The 21,371-nt window shown below is 55.6% G+C and carries 16 protein-coding genes and 1 tRNA gene; 6 read left to right on the forward strand and 11 right to left on the reverse strand.

Translation table 11 applies throughout. From position 1 onward, the window contains the following. Nucleotides 1-88 precede the first annotated feature (88 nt). The 6 genes from AC6IZD_RS05935 to AC6IZD_RS05960 all read right to left on the reverse strand — a co-directional run bounded on the left by AC6IZD_RS05935 (nucleotide 89) and on the right by AC6IZD_RS05960 (nucleotide 8,838). Nucleotides 89-2,224, reverse strand: a complete 2,136-nt coding sequence (locus AC6IZD_RS05935; RefSeq protein WP_497786765.1) for a thioredoxin domain-containing protein — start codon at nucleotides 2,222-2,224, stop codon at nucleotides 89-91. 92 nt (nucleotides 2,225-2,316) lie between these two features. After that, nucleotides 2,317-2,817 carry a DNA starvation/stationary phase protection protein Dps gene (dps, locus tag AC6IZD_RS05940; RefSeq protein WP_497786766.1) on the reverse strand — a complete coding sequence of 167 codons (501 nt, stop codon included), beginning with the start codon at nucleotides 2,815-2,817 and terminating at the stop codon, nucleotides 2,317-2,319. A gap of 55 nt (nucleotides 2,818-2,872) precedes the next feature. Next, nucleotides 2,873-3,910, reverse strand: coding sequence for a M20/M25/M40 family metallo-hydrolase (locus AC6IZD_RS05945; protein WP_497786767.1), 1,038 nt, complete (start codon nucleotides 3,908-3,910; stop codon nucleotides 2,873-2,875). Between the two features lie 46 nt (nucleotides 3,911-3,956). After that, nucleotides 3,957-5,378, reverse strand: a complete 1,422-nt coding sequence (locus tag AC6IZD_RS05950; RefSeq protein WP_497786768.1) for a DUF4382 domain-containing protein — start codon at nucleotides 5,376-5,378, stop codon at nucleotides 3,957-3,959. Between the two features lie 325 nt (nucleotides 5,379-5,703). After that, nucleotides 5,704-8,184 carry a sodium-translocating pyrophosphatase gene (locus tag AC6IZD_RS05955; RefSeq protein ID WP_497786769.1) on the reverse strand — a complete coding sequence of 827 codons (2,481 nt, stop codon included), beginning with the start codon at nucleotides 8,182-8,184 and terminating at the stop codon, nucleotides 5,704-5,706. A 306-nt stretch (nucleotides 8,185-8,490) separates the two neighbouring features. Next, nucleotides 8,491-8,838, reverse strand: a complete 348-nt coding sequence (locus AC6IZD_RS05960; protein ID WP_497786770.1) for a hypothetical protein — start codon at nucleotides 8,836-8,838, stop codon at nucleotides 8,491-8,493. Between the two features lie 40 nt (nucleotides 8,839-8,878). On the opposite strand from AC6IZD_RS05960, the gene AC6IZD_RS05965 reads away from it, so the two are divergent. Then, on the forward strand, nucleotides 8,879-9,808 hold the full coding sequence (locus AC6IZD_RS05965; RefSeq protein WP_497786771.1) for a mechanosensitive ion channel family protein: 930 nt from the start codon (nucleotides 8,879-8,881) through the stop codon (nucleotides 9,806-9,808). A gap of 86 nt (nucleotides 9,809-9,894) precedes the next feature. Then, entirely contained in the window at nucleotides 9,895-10,548 is a 654-nt protein-coding gene (locus tag AC6IZD_RS05970; protein WP_497786772.1) for a hypothetical protein, read from the forward strand. 72 nt (nucleotides 10,549-10,620) lie between these two features. Here the strand turns inward: AC6IZD_RS05970 and AC6IZD_RS05975 are convergent, their stop codons facing one another. Further along, on the reverse strand, nucleotides 10,621-10,887 hold the full coding sequence (locus AC6IZD_RS05975; protein ID WP_497786773.1) for a c-type cytochrome: 267 nt from the start codon (nucleotides 10,885-10,887) through the stop codon (nucleotides 10,621-10,623). Nucleotides 10,888-11,112: 225 nt separating this feature from the next. Next, nucleotides 11,113-11,709 carry a YciE/YciF ferroxidase family protein gene (locus AC6IZD_RS05980; RefSeq protein WP_497786774.1) on the reverse strand — a complete coding sequence of 199 codons (597 nt, stop codon included), beginning with the start codon at nucleotides 11,707-11,709 and terminating at the stop codon, nucleotides 11,113-11,115. Nucleotides 11,710-11,915: 206 nt separating this feature from the next. Here AC6IZD_RS05980 and AC6IZD_RS05985 point away from each other — a divergent pair, with 206 nt between their 5' ends. From AC6IZD_RS05985 to AC6IZD_RS05995, 3 genes are all read left to right on the forward strand, one after another. Further along, nucleotides 11,916-14,717, forward strand: a complete 2,802-nt coding sequence (locus AC6IZD_RS05985) for an AMP-binding protein (protein WP_497786775.1) — start codon at nucleotides 11,916-11,918, stop codon at nucleotides 14,715-14,717. A 167-nt stretch (nucleotides 14,718-14,884) separates the two neighbouring features. Beyond that, nucleotides 14,885-16,192 carry an ArsB/NhaD family transporter gene (locus tag AC6IZD_RS05990; protein WP_497786776.1) on the forward strand — a complete coding sequence of 436 codons (1,308 nt, stop codon included), beginning with the start codon at nucleotides 14,885-14,887 and terminating at the stop codon, nucleotides 16,190-16,192. 12 nt (nucleotides 16,193-16,204) lie between these two features. Further along, entirely contained in the window at nucleotides 16,205-16,690 is a 486-nt protein-coding gene (locus AC6IZD_RS05995) for a universal stress protein (RefSeq protein ID WP_497786777.1), read from the forward strand. Here the strand turns inward: AC6IZD_RS05995 and xerA are convergent, their stop codons facing one another. Both xerA and AC6IZD_RS06005 read right to left on the reverse strand, forming a co-directional pair. Continuing rightward, nucleotides 16,691-17,602 carry a site-specific tyrosine recombinase/integron integrase gene (gene xerA, locus AC6IZD_RS06000; RefSeq protein ID WP_497786778.1) on the reverse strand — a complete coding sequence of 304 codons (912 nt, stop codon included), beginning with the start codon at nucleotides 17,600-17,602 and terminating at the stop codon, nucleotides 16,691-16,693. It abuts the gene before it with no gap. After that, complete coding sequence (locus AC6IZD_RS06005; RefSeq protein WP_497786779.1) at nucleotides 17,599-18,549, reverse strand: site-specific tyrosine recombinase; 951 nt, start codon at nucleotides 18,547-18,549, stop codon at nucleotides 17,599-17,601. Before AC6IZD_RS06005 ends, xerA begins: the two co-directional genes overlap by 4 nt. Before the next feature lie 324 nt (nucleotides 18,550-18,873). Here AC6IZD_RS06005 and AC6IZD_RS06010 point away from each other — a divergent pair. Next, nucleotides 18,874-18,950: transfer RNA gene (locus AC6IZD_RS06010), tRNA-Arg, on the forward strand. A gap of 270 nt (nucleotides 18,951-19,220) precedes the next feature. Here AC6IZD_RS06010 and AC6IZD_RS06015 read toward each other — a convergent pair. After that, nucleotides 19,221-21,302, reverse strand: a complete 2,082-nt coding sequence (locus AC6IZD_RS06015) for a S46 family peptidase (RefSeq protein ID WP_497786780.1) — start codon at nucleotides 21,300-21,302, stop codon at nucleotides 19,221-19,223. Nucleotides 21,303-21,371: the final 69 nt, after the last annotated feature.

A 21,371-nucleotide genomic window follows, 5' to 3' on the forward strand; every position in this document is an offset into this window, starting at 1 on the left:
TCACTCTAGCGCGAAGGTGCGCTGCAGGTCTATGGATATACCCGATTCGTATCTGTCGTGATCCGGTCAACCGAGCCGAGAGGCGATTTCATGCGGCCTGCTGTTGTCCTGAAAATGCATTGGCCAAAGCCGTTCCCAGCTCCTTCGGTTCGCGTATAGGTGGCTGGCACGTGAATCCACTGCACAGCAATGCCACTGCGCCTTTGTCCAATCCCGGCACGACGGAGATAGTTTCAGCCAGAGCCTCGGGCAGGTGGTCCTTAATTTTCGTGGGATCCTTCACCCGCAGGACGATCTTATTCAGTGCAAATGGGGCAAGCGCCTCTTTGTACAGCGCATCGGCTTCAGCGCCATCGCCGATTATCACAATTTGCGTATGCGCACGTGACATCCACACTGCGGCGATTCCATACGAACCCGCGTGAATCCCGAATTGTCCGGCCACGCCAGCAAATACCTCAAGTGTTTCCTTCGCCCGCCGATGCAGGCTCTCGTCCTGATTGAGCGCATGTAGGCGGAGCAAGGCAATAGCGGCTGCCGAGTTTCCTGCTGGAGTCGGCGAGTCCTGGAACGGTTTGCGACGCGTGCTTAGGGCTGCGATGGCGTTGTCCGATGCAGTGTTGAGGTCAAAGAATCCGCCCTCCTGCGTGTCATAGAATCCGGCAATCATCCGCTTTGCGATCTCTTCAGCAGTCTGGAAGTGACGCAGTTCGCTCGTCGTCTCGTAGGCATCAAGACACGCCAGAATTGTGAATGCGTAGTCGTCCAGCACGCCCGCGGGACGCTGACTGCCGCCATTCTCGGCATAGGCAATCACGTGCAGCAAGCCCTGATCGGCGGAGTACGCTTCGGAAAGCAGTCGTTCCAGTGAACGCAGTGCAAACTGCTGCTCGTTTTCCTCCCCAAGCGCACGCGCCGCTTGCAGCACGGCTGAAATGCAAAGCGCATTCCACCCTGTGTACTGCGTACGGTCGACGTATGGCGTTGGTCTCTGGAGCCGTGCTGAATACATCTTCTTTCTTGCCGAGGCAAGCAGCTCTGAGGTTTCCTGCGTTGTACGATTCTGCGCCTGCGCAATTTGCTCAATCGACTGGCTCACCCAGAGCACGTTCTTCTTGGGATTGTGGTGCATCTCTCCCTGCTCGCCAATGTCGTAGTGAGCAGCAGCAACCGCAAGTTCGTCCGGGCTGAGGACAGACCGGGCTTCGTCCAGCGTCCAAGTGAAGTAATCGCCATCATCGTCCAGATTGATATCTGCATCCTGTGAGCCGTAATACCCGCCCCGCTCGCGATCGCTAAGCCACTCTCTCATCCACCGCAGAATGTCGCGCGCCACGTCGGCAAAGAACGGATTACCCGTTGCCTGCCACGCGTGGACGTAGTTCCTCAGCAACTCGGAGTTGTCGTATGCCATTTTCTCGAAGTGCGGCACACACCAGCGCTCATCGACGGAGTAGCGATGGAACCCGCCCGCGAGCTGGTTATAAACACCACCCCGAGCCATGTGTTCCAGTGTGACGTTCACAACCTTGCCGACCTGCTCTTCTCCCGTGCGTACGTACCAGTCAGCCAGCAGCTCGACTACAGGAGGATGCGAGAACTTTGGAGCATCGCTGAATCCGCCGTGTTCGCGATCAAATGCCCCCAAAGCAGCTTGCACCATCTCTTGCACAATGCGCGGAGAAAACTCTCCCCGATGGCCCTGCATTCCTTCAGCGTGAGTCAGTGCGTGCATCAGGCCATTGCTCTCCGTCTCCACTTCATCCCGGCGTTCTTTGAATGCTTGTGCAACCGCCAGCAGTACGCGTTGGAAGCTGGGCCTCCCGTATCCGTCCACGGGAGGGAAGTAGGTTCCACCAAAGAACGGCTTGCCCTCTGGAGTCAGGAAAACCGTTAGTGGCCAGCCCCCCTGTCCGGACATTGCTGACACCGCTGTCTGATATCTGCAATCCACGTCCGGGCGCTCATCTCGATCTACTTTGATCGGGACGAAATATTCATTCAGAATGTGCGCGATCTCGGCGGATTCATACGATTCGCGGTCCATCACGTGACACCAGTGACACCACACCGCTCCAATGTCGAGCAGCACGGGTTTGTCCTCAGCCTTTGCGCGGGCAAAAGCTTCGGCACCCCACTCGTTCCATTTTGTGGGCTGATGGCTTGCAGATCGAAGGTAGGCAGAGGAAGCGTTTACGAGAGCGTTTGGCTGGCTCGTGCTCATGCGGACAAGTGTAACGCGAAGCGAGGCGTCCCGTGCTCGACCGCAAAAAGAAACGCCCGGACCGTATCCGGGCGTTAGGGCGAATGCAGATGTTATGCGTCCAGATGGCTCTCAAGGAAGTAGAGATCCTGATCGGCCTGGCGCACGATTTCCGTAAACAGATCAGCCGTGGCCTTGTCGCCCAAATCATCGGCTTGATCGATCGCTTTACGTGCAAGATTCGAGTACTTTGCCAGCACCGAAGACAGCGCTCGCAGGTGTTCCTCGCCTTTCACAGCCGTCAAATCATATTCCGGCAGGGAAGAATTCTGAGCAGCAGTACGTGCAGTGCCCAATGCAATGCCGCCCAGTGCTGTTGTGCGCTCTGCGATCAAGTCAACGAACTTTTCGGCGTGTTCAGCGACTTCATCGAACAGAAGATGCAATTGGTAGAAATGATGGCCCTTAACATTCCAATGCGCTTGTTTGGTCTGTGTCGCAAGGTCAAGAGAATCGGCTAAGCGGGCATTCATTAGCTCAATGAGCTTTTCCCGTGTTTCTTCCTTGATGTCGATTCCAGTCTTATACGGCGGAGTCTTCGTTGCAGTGGACATATGTTCTGCTATCCCTTCTTTGTGATTCGATGCGATAGCAGAACTGATCGACCTTTTATCTCAGTAAAAAGCTTCCTGCCTGAACGTACAGATCCACTGCATGCATCAGCTCTGACTTCGCGATAAATTCACGATCCGTGTGTGCCACCAGAATCGATCCCGGCCCCAAAAGCACCGGCGTTCCCCATGCCGTGAGCTTGGGAATATCGGTTGTGAATGACGCGGTCATTGTAGGAATATCCGGCACGGTGATGAATCGCATGTAAGCCATGTCGAGCACGAACTCAACCTCGGCAAGCGATCCAACTTCCTCAACGATCTGCTTGCGCAGCTTCTCCGAAGGTCCCACCAATCGATACAACAACTGCGCTTTAGCGAAGTCTGGGATCACGTTTGTCGCGCGGCCGCCTTCGATAATGCCAATGTTCATCGTACTGGAACCGATCTCGGGATTATGCGGCAACTCCATCGCACGCAGCTTCTGAAGTGCATCCAGCAGCTTCTCTATTGCCGACTCACCCAGCTCCGGATACGCGGAATGAGCCATGCGCCCGCGCGCTGTGACCTCGACCCGCAGCGCTCCTTTCGAAGCGAGTGCAATCCGATTTTCCGTGGGTTCGCCATTCACCAGAAACTTCGAGCCGCGTGGATTCTGGTTCGCAACTGTCGCGCCCAACGAGTCGCGCTCTTCTCCGACTACGAATAGCAGTCCGACGGAGGCTCCAGTCTTTCTCAGCTCTTCGCAGGCAGCAACTTGTGCTGCAATGATCCCCTTCGCATCACAAGCGCCACGCCCGTAGATATTCTTTTCGTCCTCGGATGACGTGATGAACGGTGGCACGGTGTCCAAATGCGTAGAAAAGACGAGCGCCGGAGTATCGACATTTGCGGGTACGGCAAAAATGTTGAAACGCTCGCCTTCGACCGGCATGCGCTCCACTCTGTAGCCAAGCTTCTCAAGGTAGTTGCCAAGGAAGCCTGCTACAGCGCCTTCATTTCCGGTGATTGATTCAATGTCGATCAGTTGACGTGTCAGCGCGACTGGATCCATAGCGAACAGAATAGCAGGCACAATGATGGTAGAAAAACGCACAAAAAAGGCCCGCCGTGGTGGGCGGGCCTGCGAACAGCAACTCAGGTTACTGGCAACCAGTGAACGCAAGCGTCTTTGCAGTCACCGTTCCGCCAGAGGTAATGGTCAGCGGCGTTGCTCCGTCCTGCTGTACCGAGGTTGTCAGTTCTGAAGGCGAGCACGTCGGCGTAGAACCTGTATTAGGCGTGAACGCCAGAGCATCCACTGAATAGCTCACGTTCGTGCCGGTCGTCTGAGCATAGGTTGCTCCGTTCGCCGAGTAAGCCCCCAGGTAGGGCAGAACTGCGGGCACTGCCAAGCTATAGCCGATGCAATCAGTGCCAGTTGTGCAAGTACTGCCACTCGCCGTCGTGGCGGAGCGCAGCGTAGTCTGCGTTTGCACCAGCGGAATCGTCACGTTTGCAGTCGTTCCGCCAATTGGCATTTGCTGCAGAGCGGAGACAATCAGATCCTCGCTGATCGCACCCGAAGCGCCCGCCGTGGTCACAGTCCCATTCAAGCTTCCGAGCTGCGTCGTTTGCGGATACATCGAGATTGCGCCGAGCGCGAAGCCGGGCTGAACTCCTGTTGTCACGGTTGTGGCATAGGTTGTGGTGGTTGCGCCCGAGGTTGTTTGCAGCACGGCGACGACGACATAGGTTCCCGCCGGAACCGGGCAGAAGATGAAGTTCCCGTTTCCATCTGGAGTGGTCTGCATCACCATGCGATACACGCCCGTAGAGTCCGGAGCCTCCAATGCAACAACGCTCTTCGCTGCGATAATCGGGTTCTTGGTTGTGGCATCCACGAGCTGTCCGGTTACGGAAGTCGAACTAGTGCTAACTTCACCAGCGTGCAGCACGGGCTTCAGTCTGAAGTGCCCATTGCCTTGCACTACCATGGAAGCGCAAGCGTCAAAGTCGATCACCAGACCTTTCACTTGTCCGGGTTCAACCGTGAACTGCCCTCCTGCAAGCTGGCCAGAAGGAATCTTGATCCCAGTCTTCGTTTCGCTCGAGAGATCCAGTGCCGTGATATGGCCGTTGTACACAACGCAGTTGTTGGTGCTGCCGCACTGATTTCCAGACACGGTTGCCGAATCCGGCGCGAGGAAAAGGCGGATCTGCTGATACGTTCCTGCCTGAATCTGCGTATTTGAACCGAGCTGCGCCAGGATGCACCCGTTCCCGCCCAATGCCAGCAGATCAACCTGCATGGGGGCCGATTTGAGTGAAGGCGTCAGATCCACCCATCCGCTATCGCCCGCCTGTGCCGACGCACTCTTATGGATTTGCACGTCCGCAATCGAGACATAGACGTGCGTGTAAGGACCAGTTGGTGCAGCGCATGTGGGGGGATCGCTCAGTGACACATTCACGGTCGCCATTTGTGACGATGATGATGAACTTGAGCTGCCGCAACCTGCCAGCCAGCATGCCATCGCGATAGTTACCACAATGGCAAGGGCAACGAATTTTGTGGGCTTCATGATTCCAGTCTCCTCCAGGTGACCCACCGATGTAAGTTGCACAAGCTATTCCACTCTGGACTGGTGTTAGCACTTCCGTGCTGATCGCCCAGCCCTCTGATAAATGAGCTACTTACCATTTGTCGTGTGGTTCGCGCTGTGCAGGTCAAGTGCTTCCGATTGCCGAACAATGAAAAAAGCTGCCGGACTAAGTAAGTTTTGCGGTTCTATCCAGTGATCATGGAAGGAAAGTCAGTGTATGGGGAGTTACTACTTGCTTAACTATACACACAAAATAAGAGGGCTCCCCGACAAGCAGGGAGCCCAGTTCTGTTCCGAATCGAACCTAGTCCTGAGAACGAACGATTCGCATTTTGTAGAAGCTGAGCCAGACGAAAAGTGCCGACACGAACAGGAATCCGAGTGCCAGCAAATGGGTCAGCATCGAGCTTTTCAGGTTCAGCGTTACCGCCAATTGAACAGCCAACAAGCCGAAGAGGGTGGTGAACTTGATGACCGGGTTCATGGCTACCGACGATGTGTCCTTGAACGGGTCGCCCACGGTGTCGCCCACAACGGTCGCATCGTGCAGCGGCGTGCCCTTGGCCTTCAGCTCGGTTTCCACGATCTTTTTGGCGTTGTCCCAAGCGCCACCGGCATTTGCCATGAAGATCGCCTGGTACAAGCCGAAGATTGCGATCGAGAACAGGTAGCCGATGAAGAAGAACGGCTCCATGAACGCAAACGCCAATGTTGCGAAGAACACCGCCAGGAATATGTTGAACATGCCCTTTTGAGCATATTGCGTGCAGATCTCAACGACCTTCTTGGAATCTGCCACGCTGGCCTTTTCAACACCTTCCAGCTTGATGTTGTCCTTGATGAACTCCACCGCACGATAAGCACCGGTCGAGACCGCCTGCGTTGCCGCACCGGTGAACCAGTAGATCATCGCACCGCCAGTGATCAGTCCGAGTACAAATGGAGCGTGCAGCAGTGACAAGCGGTCGGTGTTCTGGGTCAAGCCATTGGTTAGGCCCATGATGATCGAGAAGATCATCGTTGTTGCGCCCACCACAGCGGTTCCGATCAGCACTGGCTTTGCCGTGGCCTTGAAGGTGTTGCCAGCGCCGTCGTTTTCTTCCAGCAGATCCTTGGCGCGCTCAAAGTTCACATCGATTCCGTACTTCGACTTTAGTTCGGATTCGACGTTCGGAACCTGCTCAATCAGCGAAAGCTCGTACACCGACTGAGCGTTATCCGTCACCGGGCCATAGGAGTCAACGGCAATGGTTACAGGTCCCATTCCGAGGAATCCGAATGCGACCAAGCCAAACGCGAACACCGCGGGAACCAGCATCAGGGCCGAAAGTCCGTGCAGGCTCACGTAGTACGCGACCGACATCAGGCCTACCATGGTGAGCCCCAGCCAGTATGCGGAGAAGTTGCCCGCCACAAAGCCCGAAAGAATGTTCAGCGATGCGCCGCCCTCGCGCGACGATGTCACGACTTCGCGTACGTGTCCGCTGGAAGTCGAGGTAAACACCTTTACCAGTTCCGGAATCACAGCTCCGGCAAGAGTGCCGCAGCTAATGATCGAAGCCAGCTTCCACCACAAGCTAGAGTCGCCGCCGAGATCCGGAATCATCGCATAGCTGACGATGTAGGTAAGGACGATGGAAACGATGGAAGTGAGCCACACGAGCGAGGTCAGTGGAGCTTCGAAATCCATGTGGTCGGCTTTTCCGTACTTCGCCTTTGCAAAGGCGTTATTCAGGAAGTACGAACCGGCGCTGGCCACCAGCATCATTACGCGCATCACGAAGATCCAGACCAGCAACTGAACCTGAACGGTCGCGTCGTGCACGCCAAGTAGGATAAAGGTGATCAGAGCCACGCCGGTGACGCCGTAGGTTTCAAAACCGTCAGCCGAAGGTCCAACCGAGTCGCCGGCATTGTCGCCCGTGCAGTCGGCGATCACGCCAGGGTTGCGAGCGTCGTCTTCCTTGATCTTGAAGACGATCTTCATAAGGTCGGAGCCGATGTCGGCAATCTTGGTGAAAATGCCGCCCGCGATACGTAGAGCCGCAGCTCCAAGCGATTCGCCAATGGCAAAACCGATGAAGCACGGACCGGCATAGTCGCCGGGGATGAACAACAGAATGCAGAGCATGATCAGCAACTCGACGCTGATCAGCATCATGCCGATGCTCATGCCAGCCTTCAAAGGAATGTCATAACAGGGGAACGGCTTCCCACGCAGTCCGGCAAAAGCCGTGCGCGAATTTGCAAAGGTGTTGACGCGAATACCGAACCAGGCCACGCCATAACTGCCTGCAATTCCTATCAAGCTGAATGCGAGGATGATGGGCAGGGTAACGCCAACCGACTTCCCTGGGACAGGCGAAAGCCATCCAAAGTAAGTAGCGATGATGACGGCGATAAAGGCCCAGAGGATCAGGATGAACTTTCCTTGGGTGACCAGATAGGTTTTGCAGGTCTCGTAAATAAGCTCAGACATTTCGAGCATGGAACGATGAACCGGCAACCGCTTCAAGTGGGTGTAGATGGCCAAACCAAACAGCAGTCCTAAGAAGCTGAACAGAATGCCGATGAGGAGCAACTTGTGCCCATCGATTGCGCCATTAAAGAAGCTGACGCTGCTCAGGTCGGGAAGCTTCAGTGCGGCTTCGCCTCCGACCGGTTCGGCAAGGGCTGCTATGGATGTGAAAAGGGTAAGGGCCACCAGCGAGACGCCACGACGAAGCGAAATTCTTTTGCTCATCCGGCCCAAGGAGTTGAGGCTCTGCGAGAGCCACACAATCATATTGTTCCTCCGAAATAAAACTCGTTACGGGTTGTAACTGCAGTTCACATTCAGCCGTGCGCAGAAAATCGATGCGGCCGCGACCGCACTCAATAACGTTTCCGGGCACAACTGACCCGAAACGCGCTTCCACTCCAAGGGAAATTGAGGCTTGGCCGCGTTGGGTGTCACAGGAGTCGCTTGCGAGACGCTCCACTTCCCGAATCGTCGTTCTAGCTAGAACTACTCTCCGGGAAGCGAGGTTTATACCACGTTGGGGAGCACAGATTCAATAACATACCAACAGAAGTGTCAGCCTGGTGACTGTCACTCTTGTGCTCTCATGTTGTTCTTGACCTGCCGGGCCAGTTTTTCCATCTCCTCAGCCTTACGAACGACCTCTAGGGACAGCACATTGTCGCCAGCTTTATCCACATACGCCTTCAACTCTGTAGCAAGCTCAAGCAGTCGCTGCGAGTCACGTTTCATGTCCTGTGCTCGCTTTGTGAGCCGCTCTTTTTGCAACCGGTGCTGCATCTCGATCTCTCGCTCGGTTTGGCTGCTGGTTGCGGAGCGGTCGGGAGGAATTGGTGGACCCGGAAAACGTTGAGCAGGGGACAAAACCACTGAGGCGAGCAGAGTCGAAATAAGGCCGAACATTCGGATAGGTGTCATGGACCGAACCTCAAGATTTTGAAAGACGTGCAGATTATAGATGTCTATAATCCTCCACATCGTGAACTCTCCCCAGCTTCCGCGCAACTGGCACGAAATGTTCCGCATAAACGACTGGTACGGCGACCTCTACATCCTGGTACACGACAAACTCCCGAAGATCCTTGTCACGATCATCATCGCCGTCGTGCTCATCCGTATTCTGAATCTGGTCAGTCGCAGGCTGGCTCGCATCAATCAGGCCCATCTGGTTACGTCCGCCGTCCGCATCCAGCAGCTTCACACGATCTCGTCGATCATCCGCAGCGTAGGGTTAACTGCCATCCTGTTTTTCGCGATCGTGACCATCCTGTTTGATCTCGGCATTCATGTAGAGCCGCTGCTGGCTAGCGCCGGAATAGCGGGAGTGGCTGTCGGGTTTGGAGCTCAGACACTAGTTCACGATTTCCTCAACGGGTTCTTCATCCTGGTAGAGAATTGGTTCGATGTGGGGGACGTCGTGAAGATCGGCAATTTCCAGGGCTCGGTCGAAATGATGACGCTCCGGCGTGTGGTCTTGCGGGATGCCGACGGCTCGGTTCACACGATCCCCAACTCGAACGTAACCACAGTCACAAACATGACTCGGGACTGGACCCAAGTTTCCATGCACATCGCCGTTGATTACAAAGAGAACAGCGATCGTATCATCGACTTGCTTCAGCAGGTCGGTGCGGATCTCCGCAATGATCCCCGATTCCTGGACGCCATCGTGGCGGATCCAGTCGTGCCCGGCATCGACCGAATGACAGGGAACGAAGTCGACTACCTGATGCTGGTGAAGACCCGGCCCGGTCAGCAGTACGCCATCAGTCGCGAGCTTCGGCGCAAGATCAAGGACTGTTTCGAACGGAACAATGTGCAGCCGGGTGGCCAGAATCGCTACTTCGTGTTGGACTCAAGTACTCCTGATTCAAAAAGACCGGTCTGAAGGGTTAAATGAGAGTATCTGATTTTGCGCGCTCCGGAAGGCAATAGCATCTCTCTGCGGACCCTACTGCATCCCAGATAGTTGTCATGTGGCAATCCATTCTTCTCAGCATCACATTTGGTGTTCTGATCGTGGCTGGCTGGTACTGGGCCTTTACGCACCTGAACCGCCGTCGTGCGGTGAACGTATTGCGTTGGATCGAGACTGCAATCGTTTCCCATGGCCAGATCAGCGGAGTGGAATGGATCACCCCTTCGCATTTCCGCGCCAGGCTTCGGCTTTCCGGTTGTGCCTTTCGGCAGCCGTCTCTAGATGCGCAGTTTGCCCCTCGTGAGATGCCGGTCCGCTGGGCTCTCTGGCGTTGGCGTCGTCGTCAGGAAACGCTGACCTTCGAAGCCAATCTAACCTGTCCTCCCCGCCAGAGCGTCGAGATCGGGCGCACACGGTGGACCGGTCTGACTCGCCGCTGGACCCGCAACACCGCCGAATGGCCCACTTATCCCGTCGCGTCGTTGTTCATTTCCACACAGCCTGAGTGGGAACCAGAGATCACCAGTCGCATGACAACCGTTGTTTCGAGTCGTGAATTCGAGTTCCTCGCTGTTTCGTTCCGCCCGCGCTCGCCACACTTCTCGGCTACTCTTTCTTTGCAAGAAACGATGAAGCACCCCAACAGTGAACTTGTAATCTTTGACAGCCTGCGTGAACTAGCCGAGGGCTCGCCGACCTCGAGAATGTAATCGATGTAATTGGAGATAAGAAAAAGCCGATACCCCTGAGGGCATCGGCTCTTTATCTTTCCGTCCCGAAGCTTACTTCAAGAACGCGGCAATCGCCTTCGCCTGCTCGGCGGTCACACCAGCGACCGGCTTCGTGTGCGGAGCCTTCGCCAAACCACCCTTCTCGACCACGTCAGCGACGTTGGCCTTGCCCTTGATGGCAGGGGCGGACTTGCCTTCGCCAGCAGCGCCATGGCACATCGCGCACTTCGCCTTGTAGAGAGCCGCGCCGTCTTCAGCAAACGCAGCGGTGGACATCATCATCGCCAGTGCAGCCAGAACAATAGTAAAACGCTTCATGGAACAGGATCTCCTGTGAGTAATAGGTACAACCTGATGTATCCCGCAATTAACCGCGTTGGAAACATCATCAGTTTGGGGAGCCTCTTTCAAGAACTCACCTGGGAGATCATTCTATCGCCGCCGAGAAGATATTCCACTAAAAACATTCCTCGGCGGCTCATTGTTTGTGTTGTATCTCGTTTTCTAGAGCGGTGTCTTTAGATTCTGCTCCAGATTGTGCATTCAGGCCGCCTTGCGCCGCCGTGATGCGCTCTTCTTTACCATTCGAGGGCCGGGTTGCTGTGTCCGCGTATTAGAGCTCTCCTCGGCTGACTCCTCCTGTCCTTCTTCTTCGCCAATGCCCAGATCCTCGGGCACGACCTTCTCGGCGAGACCCTGCATCTTCTTTAGCGTCTGTTCCTCTTCTCGCAAGTTCTGGGTCAGCAGTTTCGCAACTTTCGTTTGCTCCATCATCTCCGCCATGCGAATCAGCGATTCGTAAGACGAGATCTCGTACCGCTCCACCTTGATGGCTGCACCCACGTTGAATGTGTCGAGAATGTCCGGTGTCGGCTCCTCCTCCTTGAAGTTGTCGTGTTCTTCACGGAGTCCCATGATTCCGGCACATTCGGTTTCCTGAGGCTCTTCTTCAAGCAACTCGAAGCATTGCCGCAGGCGCTCAATCTGACCTTGCGTTTGTTTGTGGTGAGCCGTGAAGGCTGCCTCAAGGGAAGAATCGCTGCTCTCATCACTCTGTTCAGATAGCGCGTCTAGGATCTTCTGTTCTGCATCCAGCATATCGCTCAACTCGTGCAGAAACAGTTCATGTGCGGTTTGCATTAATCTGCTCCTTATCATCTTCGGATGCGGCGCCACTGGCATGTGTCCTTTGAAATCGGGAGCTCAATCGGCACAAATCTGGCGTTTGTCACAGACGTTGGGTATGGCACAATGTCCGATGCACGTCTTCAACTTACAATGGTGAGTGGACGTGCTCTGTAAGCAGGCTTTGTCCGATGCCTGTATTCTGTAGTAGAGAGATCTTTATGTTTTACAACTGCTTCCTCGAGTCCGTGGAGCGATGGCCAGCGGCACCCGCGGTGGAGATTCAGCGGCAGCCCGGAGCCGCGGTTCCCCAATCTTCGTTATCCACCATCACCACGGTTCCAGATGGCCACACAATCGAGAGCTTCTCTTACCAGCAGCTTCGCCACTTTTCTGATGGTGTTGGGCAGTGGCTCGTGCGCAACGGCATTGGAGGCGGTGTGCCGGGAGGCGCTCGCTGCGCCATTCTGGCCTTCAACAGCCCACGCTGGGTTGCTACGTATCTGGGCATCATCGCCAGCGGGAATACGGCGGTGCCGCTAGACACGGCGTTCACGCCCCATCAGGTTCGCAAACTGCTGGATGACTCCGGGACGTCGCTACTCTTCGTGGACGAGCGCAGTTACCACGTAGCAGTAGAAGCAGTCAAAGATAGCAACATTCAGCTCGCGATGATCGACGTACCGCATGAAGGCCTGCCATACGTGCAGGACATGGTGCTCTCTTCCGAGCCTGGCTTTACTCCGGTTGCGCTTCAACCGGACGACGTTTCATCCATCATTTATACCTCCGGAACCACGAGCGACCCCAAAGGTGTAATGCTGACGGACGGCAATCTCACTGCCGAACTGGAAATTGTTCGCAAGTTCGTTCCGCTATCGCCGGCCGACGGTCTGCTGGGTGTTCTGCCGTTGTTCCATGTTTTGGCGCAGATGGTAAACATCTTCCTGCCCTTAGGCAATGGTGGAAAGGTCGTATTCCTTGACTCGCTGAATACGCAGGAGCTCATGCTCGCGCTTCGTGAGCGCGGAATCACTATCTTCTGCTGCGTGCCGCAGTTCTTTTATCTGATTCACGAGCGCATCTTCGGCGAAGTCTCAAAGAAAGGTCGTCTTGCCGAGCGGGTCTTTGGCCTTATGCTCAAGGCCAGTTCCGTTTCGCAAAAGATCGGCCTTAATCTCGGCAAGATATTTTTCAAGAAAGTACATGCGCAGCTTGGCCCGAACATCCGCTTCTTCGTAACAGGCGGGTCACGCTTCGATGCGCAGATCGGCCGGGATATCCAGGCGCTCGGCTTCGAAATGCTTCAGGCGTACGGTTTGACCGAAACGACCAGTGGCTGCTTCTGCACACCGCTTGACGACAATGTGATCGGTTCGATTGGGCGTCCTCTGCCGGGGCTGCAGGCGAAGCTGATTGATCCAAAGCTCGATGAGAATGGTCACATGGTGGGGGAGATTGCCTTGTACGGCCCGACGATGATGAAGGGCTATTACAAACGTCCCGAAGCGACGGCCGAAGTTTTGCGCGACGGCTGGCTTCACACCGGAGATCTCGCCTACACCGACGATAAAGGCAACTACTTCATCACTGGACGTGCCAAAGACGTCATCGTTCTGAGTTCCGGCAAGAACATCTATCCCGAAGAGATCGAAAGCTACTACCTGCGCTCGCCGTGGATCAAGGAAATCTGCGTGCTCGGTCTTGAGACTCGAAAAGCGGGTGAGCCGCTCAGCGAACGTCTGCACGGCGTCATCGTCCCGAACTTCGAAGTGCTTCGCGAGCACAAGATCGTGAACATCCGCGAAGTAATTCGGTACGACGTCGACGGAATCTCCGCCACGTTACCTGCAACCAAGCGAATCCTGTCCTATGACATTTGGCAGGACGATCTCCCGCGCACAACAACGCGCAAGCTGCGTCGCAACGAGATCGAGAAGAAGCTGAAGCAAATGTATGCCAGCGGCAAGGTCGAGGAGATCACTGCTAAAGAGCGCGAATTCTCCGATGCTGACCGCGCATGGCTCGCATCCCCAGACGTGCAGCGTGCCTTGGCCGTCATCAATGAGATCACGAAAAGAGAGCAGGGCAAGGAGATTCATCCCGACGATAGCCTTGAACTCGATCTCGGTCTCGATTCCATGGAGCGTGTGGAGTTGCTTGTCGACCTGGCTCAGCGCCTCGGCGCAGACGTCGAAGATTCAGCAGCAAGCGAAGTCTACACAGTCCGCGAGCTGATCGATCTCGTGCTTCAGAACACCGGAAAAGCAGGGCGTGAAACCCCTGGCTGGAGTTCGGTGTTCGAGGTCGAGACGACGGACCCTGAAGTGCTCGCCATCACCGAAAAGCGGCCTGTAGTCGGGTTCTTCTGGTGGTTGTTCGGCAAGTCCGTGAAATGGGCTTCACACGTGCTGTTCAAGTTGCGTGTCGAGGGCATGGAGAATCTGCCTGAAGGTCCCTGCATCATCTGTCCCAATCACTCGAGTTATCTCGATGCGCCCATTCTCACTGCGGCGCTGCCTTGGAAGGCGTTCCATAACGTGTTCTATGTTGGGACCAGTGAGATTTTTGGTGCGGGATCTATGCGTAAGTTCGCTCAGTTCCTGCACCTCATCCCCGTCGATCCCGACTCGAATCTCGTTCCCGCCATGCGCGCCGGAGCTTATGGATTGCGTGCTGGAAGGATTCTTGTCATGTATCCGGAAGGTGAGCGCTCAATCGAAGGCCCGCCGAAGAAATTCAAAAAGGGCGCGGCGATTCTGTCGCAACACCTCAATGTGCCGATTGTGCCAGTTGCCGAATATGGATTTCACGAGTGCTGGCCACGTGGCAAAGGGTTCCAGGGATTCCATGCGCTGCGCATTCGAGTTGGTAAGCCCATCTATCCTGACCTGAACGAGAAGCCCGAGCAGGCGTACGAACGCCTCACAGAGCAGCTTCGATCGCAGGTGGTTGAAATGTGGGATGACCTCGATGAGCAGAAGAATCCCAAATCCAACAAAACAGAACTGACCCACGCGTAACTCCCTGCCTGCATTCACGTCGAACTAGCGTGAATGCAGGTCATATACTTTTCCGTTAATACTGCCTGTCACCTCGGGCTAGCAACCCGGATCCTCGTCAATTTGCTCCTACAAACACGAGGTCTGGAACCCAGAGTAGGTGTACGCTTCGTATCGAAAGGCAAGCTTTGTTTTTGTACGTTCCTCTGCCCGAGTTCTGGCGAACTCTTCTCACGTCCCTCATTGGTCTGCTGACACTCGTTGGCATCATGACACGTCCGTTTCGCTGGAACGAAGCACGCATTGCGTTGTCCGGCGCTGCTGTCCTGATTCTCCTCGGGCTGGTTCGTCCTTCCGATGCCGCATTGACGTTGGTGCGCGATTGGAACACGTTTCTGTTTTTCCTCGGTCTCATGGGAGTGTCGGCCATGGCCGAAGCCGCCGGCCTCTTCGACTGGCTTGCGGTTCAGGCAGCGAGATTGGCAGGGAAGAGTGCAGCGCGGCTGTTCTTCAATGTGTTTCTGCTTGGCACAGTCATCACCATGATCTTTTCGAACGACGCTACGGCTCTCATCCTTACGCCCGTCGTGTATGTTCTCGCAACTCGGCTGCGACTTCCGGTTCTGCCGTACTTGTTTGCGTGTACGTTCATTGCCGATACGGCTTCGTTCCTGCTACCAATCAGCAATCCGATCAACATCATCGTCATGTCCCGATATCCATTGGGACTCACCACTTTTCTGCGCTTGTTGTTGATACCGAGTGTCGTCGTGATTGCCATCAACTATGGTGTGTTCTACTTGCTTTACCGAAAACAACTCCACGCGACATTCGATCTTTCTCACCTGCCGACTAGTGAGAAGGCGATCAAGCATCGTTCATTCTTTCGATACACGATTTGCGTGCTGGCGGTAGTTGCGCCTGCATACGTGGTTGCTTCGGCGTTCCAGTTTCCACTGTCGATCGTCGCTGTTTCCGGTGCATTCCTGCTGCTTGCAGGAGCGCTGTTCTGGAAGCGGACCACGATGCTTGAAGCCGCCAAGGGGATCTCGTGGTCTATTTTCGGATTCATCGCCGGGATGTTCATCGTCGTTCGGGCCATCGAGGACACGGGACTCACGGCTAAGTTCGGCAACCTGCTGTTGCACCTCTCCAGAGGCACCAGCTTTGGGTCCGTCATGGTGGGCACCTTCGGTTCTGCGCTGGGGACGAACCTGATCAACAATGTACCCATGGCGGTCGTGATGAATTCTTCGCTCATCACGGTGCAGAGCGCTGCGCCCGCCATTCGCAATGCTTTTGTCGCATCCACAATCTTTGGCTGCGATCTCGGTCCGAACCTGACAACCGTGGGTTCTCTCGCTACAATCCTATGGCTCCTCATTCTGCGTCAGAGGAACGTAGATGTTTCGGGTTTGGATTACTTCAAGGTTGGAGTCGTGGTCACGCCACTGATGCTCCTGGCCGGTGCGGTCACGATCTGGTTGTTGCTTTAACAGGAGGCAACCATGCGAGTTCTCGCCTGTCTGGATGGAACGAACGCGGAGAGTATTAGCAATGCGGTCCAAACATTCTTCAGCGATCAATCAGTGACGGTAGCTCTGCTTACGGTAATCGACCTTGGGCCTCGACACGAAATCGACCGCGTGCGCGAGCGTTTCCTGCGGCACCCTATGCAAAGAGGTCCAATCACAGAAGAGATGCTGCAGGCTGAATCTGCTTCAGCGCAGGAGACTCTGGAGGCCGGAAAAGTTTACCTGAAGAACGCTGAGACCCTATTGCGTCAAGGACGTCCAGAGCTAGAGATCGTCAACACGGCCGCAGAGTGGCAAGCGGATGTGATCCTGATTTGCGCCAGAGCGGAATACGGAGAGCCCCCGCACGTTGGACCAAAGTCAATCGGACATGTAGCGCGATTCGTGCTCGATCACTCACCTTGTCCTGTGCTGCTGGCCCGTCCGCTTGCGCGAGATCAGTTCCCGATCAACCGTTGATTACTTTGCGCGTGGGTGCGTCTTGTCGTACACGTCCAGCACTTGCTTTGTCGTAAGCTGGGTGTAGCGTTGCGTAGTTGAGAGTCGCGCATGACCTAGCAGCTCTTGTATTGCGCGCAGGTCTGCACCTTCCTCGAGCATGTGAGTTCCAAAGGCGTGCCTCAATGTATGCGGATGTACGTCGCGAGGCAGCCCGCGCGCTACCGCGATTGCTTTCACAATTCTTCCCACACTTCGAGTCGTTAATCGCGTGCCACGTACGTTAGTAAGTAGTGCGGTCTCGCGGGTGCGCTTGTGTTCTTCCAGAGTTCGAGCACGCAACGGTAAGTACTCCCGGAGCGCAATCGCAGCGGAGTCCCCGAAGGGAACGATCCGCTGTTTGCGGCCTTTGCCTCGTACAAGAATCACGCCCTGACGCGCATGGATATCATCGACATTGATCCCCGTCAGCTCGCTATTACGAATTCCGCAGCCATAGAGCAATTCCAGAATGAGCCGGTCACGCTCGGGATAAGCTGCCTCCTCTGGCATCGAGCTATCGAGTACCGAATTCATTTCCTCCATCGTGGGCACCCGTGGAAGCTTCTTCGGTAACTTGGGTGCGGCAACCAGAAGGGCGGGGTTGGATTCAATCATTCTCTCTCGCCCCATCCACTTGAAGAAGGATCGCAGCGATGACAGCGCCCGCGCAACCGAACTCTTGCTGAGGCCGCGTTCGTAGAGATGCGATAGGAAGGCACGGATCAACAGGTGATCCAGGTTCTTCAGTTCTTCCGGACCGACAAACGTCACGAACTCCGTCAGGTCGGTGCGATAAGCCTTGATCGTGTGTGCCGAGGCATTCTTCTGTGCGAGTGCGCGGAGGTAGCCTTCGAGAGCAAGAGCCGTTGGTGTCTGCTCGGGATCTATCATTTCTCCTCGCGACGTGCACGGGCATGCGCACGAGGATGGTGTGCGGCATACACCTGCTGCAGTCGATCGAGAGCAACATGCGTGTACACCTGGGTCGTTCCGATATCGGCGTGTCCGAGTACGGTCTGCACGGTGCGAAGATCGGCGCCATGCGACACCATGTGTGTGGCTGCCGAATGCCTCATCATGTGGGGCGACGCATGGCGTCCTGCAGCCTTCGAAGCTTCATCTACAATCATCCAGATTCGTTCGCGCGTGAGTTTGTGTCCTCCCCGCGCCAGGAACAGTTCCGTCGCATGCTTCTTTCCTGCGAGCACTGGCCGCGCACTGCGCAGATACTCCCGAAGCGCCTCCTGCGCCGGAGCACCGATGGGCACTATGCGCTCCTTGTCACCTTTGCCTCGCACCAGCAGGTATCCGAGATCGAGCTTCGTATCCTCCTCGCGCACATTCACCACTTCGCTCACGCGAATTCCCGATGCATACATCACTTCCAGAATGGCTTGGTCACGAACTGCTAACGTCTTGGCAAGTCGTGATTGTCCTGCTGCAATCTCGCGCTGCTTGGGACTCTCGACCAAGGCGGTGACCTCCTCCTCAGACAATGCCTTGGGAAGAACCTTCCACTGTTTAGGACTATCGATGTCGAGAGTGGGATCGTGTGCAATCAACTTGTCCAGCAGCAGGTAACGGTAGAACTGTCGGAGTGCCGACAATTTTCGAGCGATCGAACGGGAGTCCATTCCGTGCCCCAGTAAGTAGAGCAGCCACTCCTTTACGTCCTCGCGCTGCGCTGTCATCACAATCTTTTCGCGCTTGGTGACAAACTCTACCCATAATTGGAGGTCGCCGCCGTAGGATTTAATGGTCAGCGGGGCGAGTCCCTTTTCGACTCGCAGGTAAACGGCGAAGCTGGCAAGGGCGCGGTCTTGAGCAGTGTTGGCCACAGCTAGAGTATGACTTGTTTCCCGTTCCGGCGGGTGGTGTCATCCTTGGTTCCAGCTGCTCACGTGCAACCGAAAGCAAATTGAACTTCATCTACATAAGTGCCGATATATTTGGTTTCTCATGACGAGAGTTCCGCGAGATTTCAACTCGAACGTACCACAATCCTCGTTGGCGAATGGAGAGCTGTTCGGCTCGCATCGCCGTGGCGCAATTCGTGGACTGCTGATCGCTGGTGGGCTTTCGGCGCCAGTCTGGATTGCTCTGTACCTGCTTCTCCGATAAGCTCAGTGCAAAAGCGTCTGCTCAGGTATAATGACAAGCATGCGCCCGTAGCTCAGCTGGATAGAGCGAACGCCTCCGAAGCGTTAGGTCGTGAGTTCGAATCTCGCCGGGCGCACCATCTCTTCTTTAAGCACCATCCCATTCTCAAATTGTGCAATAGCTCTCGGGTAAACCAGTAGCATCCAGGTTAATGGTTTTCGTTCGTCGATACGTCCATTGACACGGAAGTAATCAGAACGAGATTCGACGGTTATCTGATATAAATTCCCGTCGGGAAACCACAACGCATTCTTTCGAGCGGAAAGTGCCTTTTGAGATTAAAGGAAGTGAAGCGAGGCTAGATGCCCCACCCTAGGTTCCTGCGCAGGAGTTAGGGTGGGGCGTTTTGTTATTTGTTGGCAGGTATCAATTCATCGGCAAGAGGCGCGGCATTGTAGATCTTGCGCAGTGCCTCGATCACAGCGCGCGAGTCGGTGATCACGCTGCGTCCGACTTCATCCTCGTACTGGAAATTCCAGGGGAGAGACTGGATGTTGCCGTCGAAGAGGATACCCACGAGCTCGCCCTTGGTGTTGACGACTGGTGAGCCGGAGTTTCCTCCGATGCTGTCACCGGTGTTGATCGTGTCGAGAACGGTGTTGAGGTCAAGCTTGTCCTTGGCACGGTGATAGCTCTCGGGCAAAAGGTAAGGCGGTTTCGCTCCATGCACTGCTTCGTGCTCGAAGGCTCCGGCAAAGGTAGTGAAGTAAGGAATCTTCTTGCCGTCTTCAACGTATCCTTTCACCGCCCCGTAGCTGAGGCGAAGTGTGCCGGTAGCGTCGGGAGCAACGCCGGTGCCGTAGAGTTCGAAACGAGCTTTGGCGATCAGTGCGCCGTTACGACGGACGACGGAGTCGACGTGATCTTCGAGGTCTTTGCGGGTGGCGCGGGTTTCTGGATCAATCTGCTTCAGGAGAACGATCATTGGATCTGCAGCAGCATTAATGGCGACCTTGCCGCCCTTGTATAGCTCGTTGCGGAACTTCGGATCGTCAAGGTGTGAGCTGTTGATGAGTTCCGTAGCGCGCTCGGCGGGAGCTTTCCCTGACAACACTTTTTTCACGAATGCATTGTCAGCGCCGAGGTTCTCTTGCAGGTTCTGAAGAGCCACGGTGACCTGTCGGATTTCCAAGGGACGGGAGAGCGGTGCCGTTGAGGCAAGCGATCCTTCAATCGAAGGAATGTTCTGGTCCTGATAGCCACGCAGGCGCTGATCGCTGGGCTTTTGAAGTTCGTCAGCCAAGCGAACAAGCGTGCGAGCGTAGTTGGCAAACATTCCGGGGATGGCCGTATCGCTCTGCCAGTTGAGGCGGGTGAAGTTCTCGGTTTCCCACTTCATGGCGCCAGCGATTTCGGTCCAGGCGGAGGCGTAGGACTTTAGCTTGGGATTGGTGGCGACGGCCTGCCGCAACTTGTCTTCTTCAGCCTTCTTCTTTGCCATTGTGGCGGCACTGTTCAGGCCAGAGTTGTAGCCGGTAATTGCCTTGTAGCTATTTTGTGCCCCAAAGAGCACGCGCTCGGCGGCGCGGGCGTTGTCAGGAGATTCGGCAGAGAAAGCCAGCAGGGTGTCGATGGTCTGCTTCAACTGCTTCATGCGAGCGGGATAGCTTACGTCGCGTAGGAAGGCAAGCTGGGCCTGGGTGAGAAGGCGTCCCGTCGAGCCTGGGTGGCCGGAGATGAAGACGAGGTCACCTTCCTTTACGCCGGAAGTGGTGAAGGGCAGGTAGTTGTCAACGCGGACGGGCTTGCCGTTCTCGTACACGCGGAAAAATGTGATATCGAGGTCGTAGCGGGGATAGGTGAAGTTGTCAGGATCGCCGCCGAAAAACGCCGCGTCAAACTCGGGAGCCATCACGAGGCGAACGTCGGTGTACTTCTTGTATTTGTAAAGATGATAGAGCCCGCCGGAGTAAAGCGTCACGGTTTCGCAACGGATGTTGTGGGCCGGATCAGAGCATTCCTTCTCGAGACGCGACATGGTGGCGCGCTGGGCGGTTCCGGCTTCAGCATCGGTCATACCCGGCCTGGCGGCCTGGTGAACTTCGTTGGTGATGTCCCGAATGTCGAGCAGATTTTGAACCTCGATGCCGGGGCAGCGGGGTTCCTGCTCGCGGCTAGGAGCATAGAAGCCATTCTTGATATAGTCGCGATCGTTCGTGGAGAGGTTGTGGACGCATCCCGCCCCGACGTGGTGGTTCGTGAATACTAGGCCGTCGGGCGAAACGAAGCTGGCAGAGGCTCCCATGCGAACGCTGGACAGGCGAAGGTGATCCAGGAAAGGCTGGGTTACGGTGACCTTGTAATGCGATTTCACCTTGGCGGACGGGAACGCGTTGTAGAGCCACATGCCTTCGTCAGCGAAGGCCGACACAGCGAAAAGTGCTGCGATGAGGATCAGGATGAACGGTCGAGACGCGAAGCGCTTGAACATGCGAAGACTTCAACCTTCCTAGAGGCATTTTGAAATTTGCTTTTTCAGGGCAGAAGAATGGTACGTCTC

The sequence above is a fragment of the Koromonas humicola genome (assembly GCF_059726255.1).

Excerpts from the sequence above, each read along its gene's own strand:
- AC6IZD_RS05935 (WP_497786765.1), bottom strand. The coding sequence starts at position 2,224 with ATGAGCACGAGCCAGCCAAACGCTCTCGTAAACGCTTCCTCTGCCTAC.
- dps (WP_497786766.1), bottom strand. The coding sequence starts at position 2,817 with ATGTCCACTGCAACGAAGACTCCGCCGTATAAGACTGGAATCGACATC.
- AC6IZD_RS05950 (WP_497786768.1), bottom strand. The coding sequence starts at position 5,378 with ATGAAGCCCACAAAATTCGTTGCCCTTGCCATTGTGGTAACTATCGCG.
- AC6IZD_RS05955 (WP_497786769.1), bottom strand. The coding sequence starts at position 8,184 with ATGATTGTGTGGCTCTCGCAGAGCCTCAACTCCTTGGGCCGGATGAGC.
- AC6IZD_RS05960 (WP_497786770.1), bottom strand. The coding sequence starts at position 8,838 with ATGACACCTATCCGAATGTTCGGCCTTATTTCGACTCTGCTCGCCTCA.
- AC6IZD_RS05965 (WP_497786771.1), top strand. The coding sequence starts at position 8,879 with ATGTCTATAATCCTCCACATCGTGAACTCTCCCCAGCTTCCGCGCAAC.
- AC6IZD_RS05970 (WP_497786772.1), top strand. The coding sequence starts at position 9,895 with ATGTGGCAATCCATTCTTCTCAGCATCACATTTGGTGTTCTGATCGTG.
- AC6IZD_RS05975 (WP_497786773.1), bottom strand. The coding sequence starts at position 10,887 with ATGAAGCGTTTTACTATTGTTCTGGCTGCACTGGCGATGATGATGTCC.
- AC6IZD_RS05980 (WP_497786774.1), bottom strand. The coding sequence starts at position 11,709 with ATGCAAACCGCACATGAACTGTTTCTGCACGAGTTGAGCGATATGCTG.
- AC6IZD_RS05985 (WP_497786775.1), top strand. The coding sequence starts at position 11,916 with ATGTTTTACAACTGCTTCCTCGAGTCCGTGGAGCGATGGCCAGCGGCA.
- AC6IZD_RS05995 (WP_497786777.1), top strand. The coding sequence starts at position 16,205 with ATGCGAGTTCTCGCCTGTCTGGATGGAACGAACGCGGAGAGTATTAGC.
- xerA (WP_497786778.1), bottom strand. The coding sequence starts at position 17,602 with ATGATAGATCCCGAGCAGACACCAACGGCTCTTGCTCTCGAAGGCTAC.
- AC6IZD_RS06015 (WP_497786780.1), bottom strand. The coding sequence starts at position 21,302 with ATGTTCAAGCGCTTCGCGTCTCGACCGTTCATCCTGATCCTCATCGCA.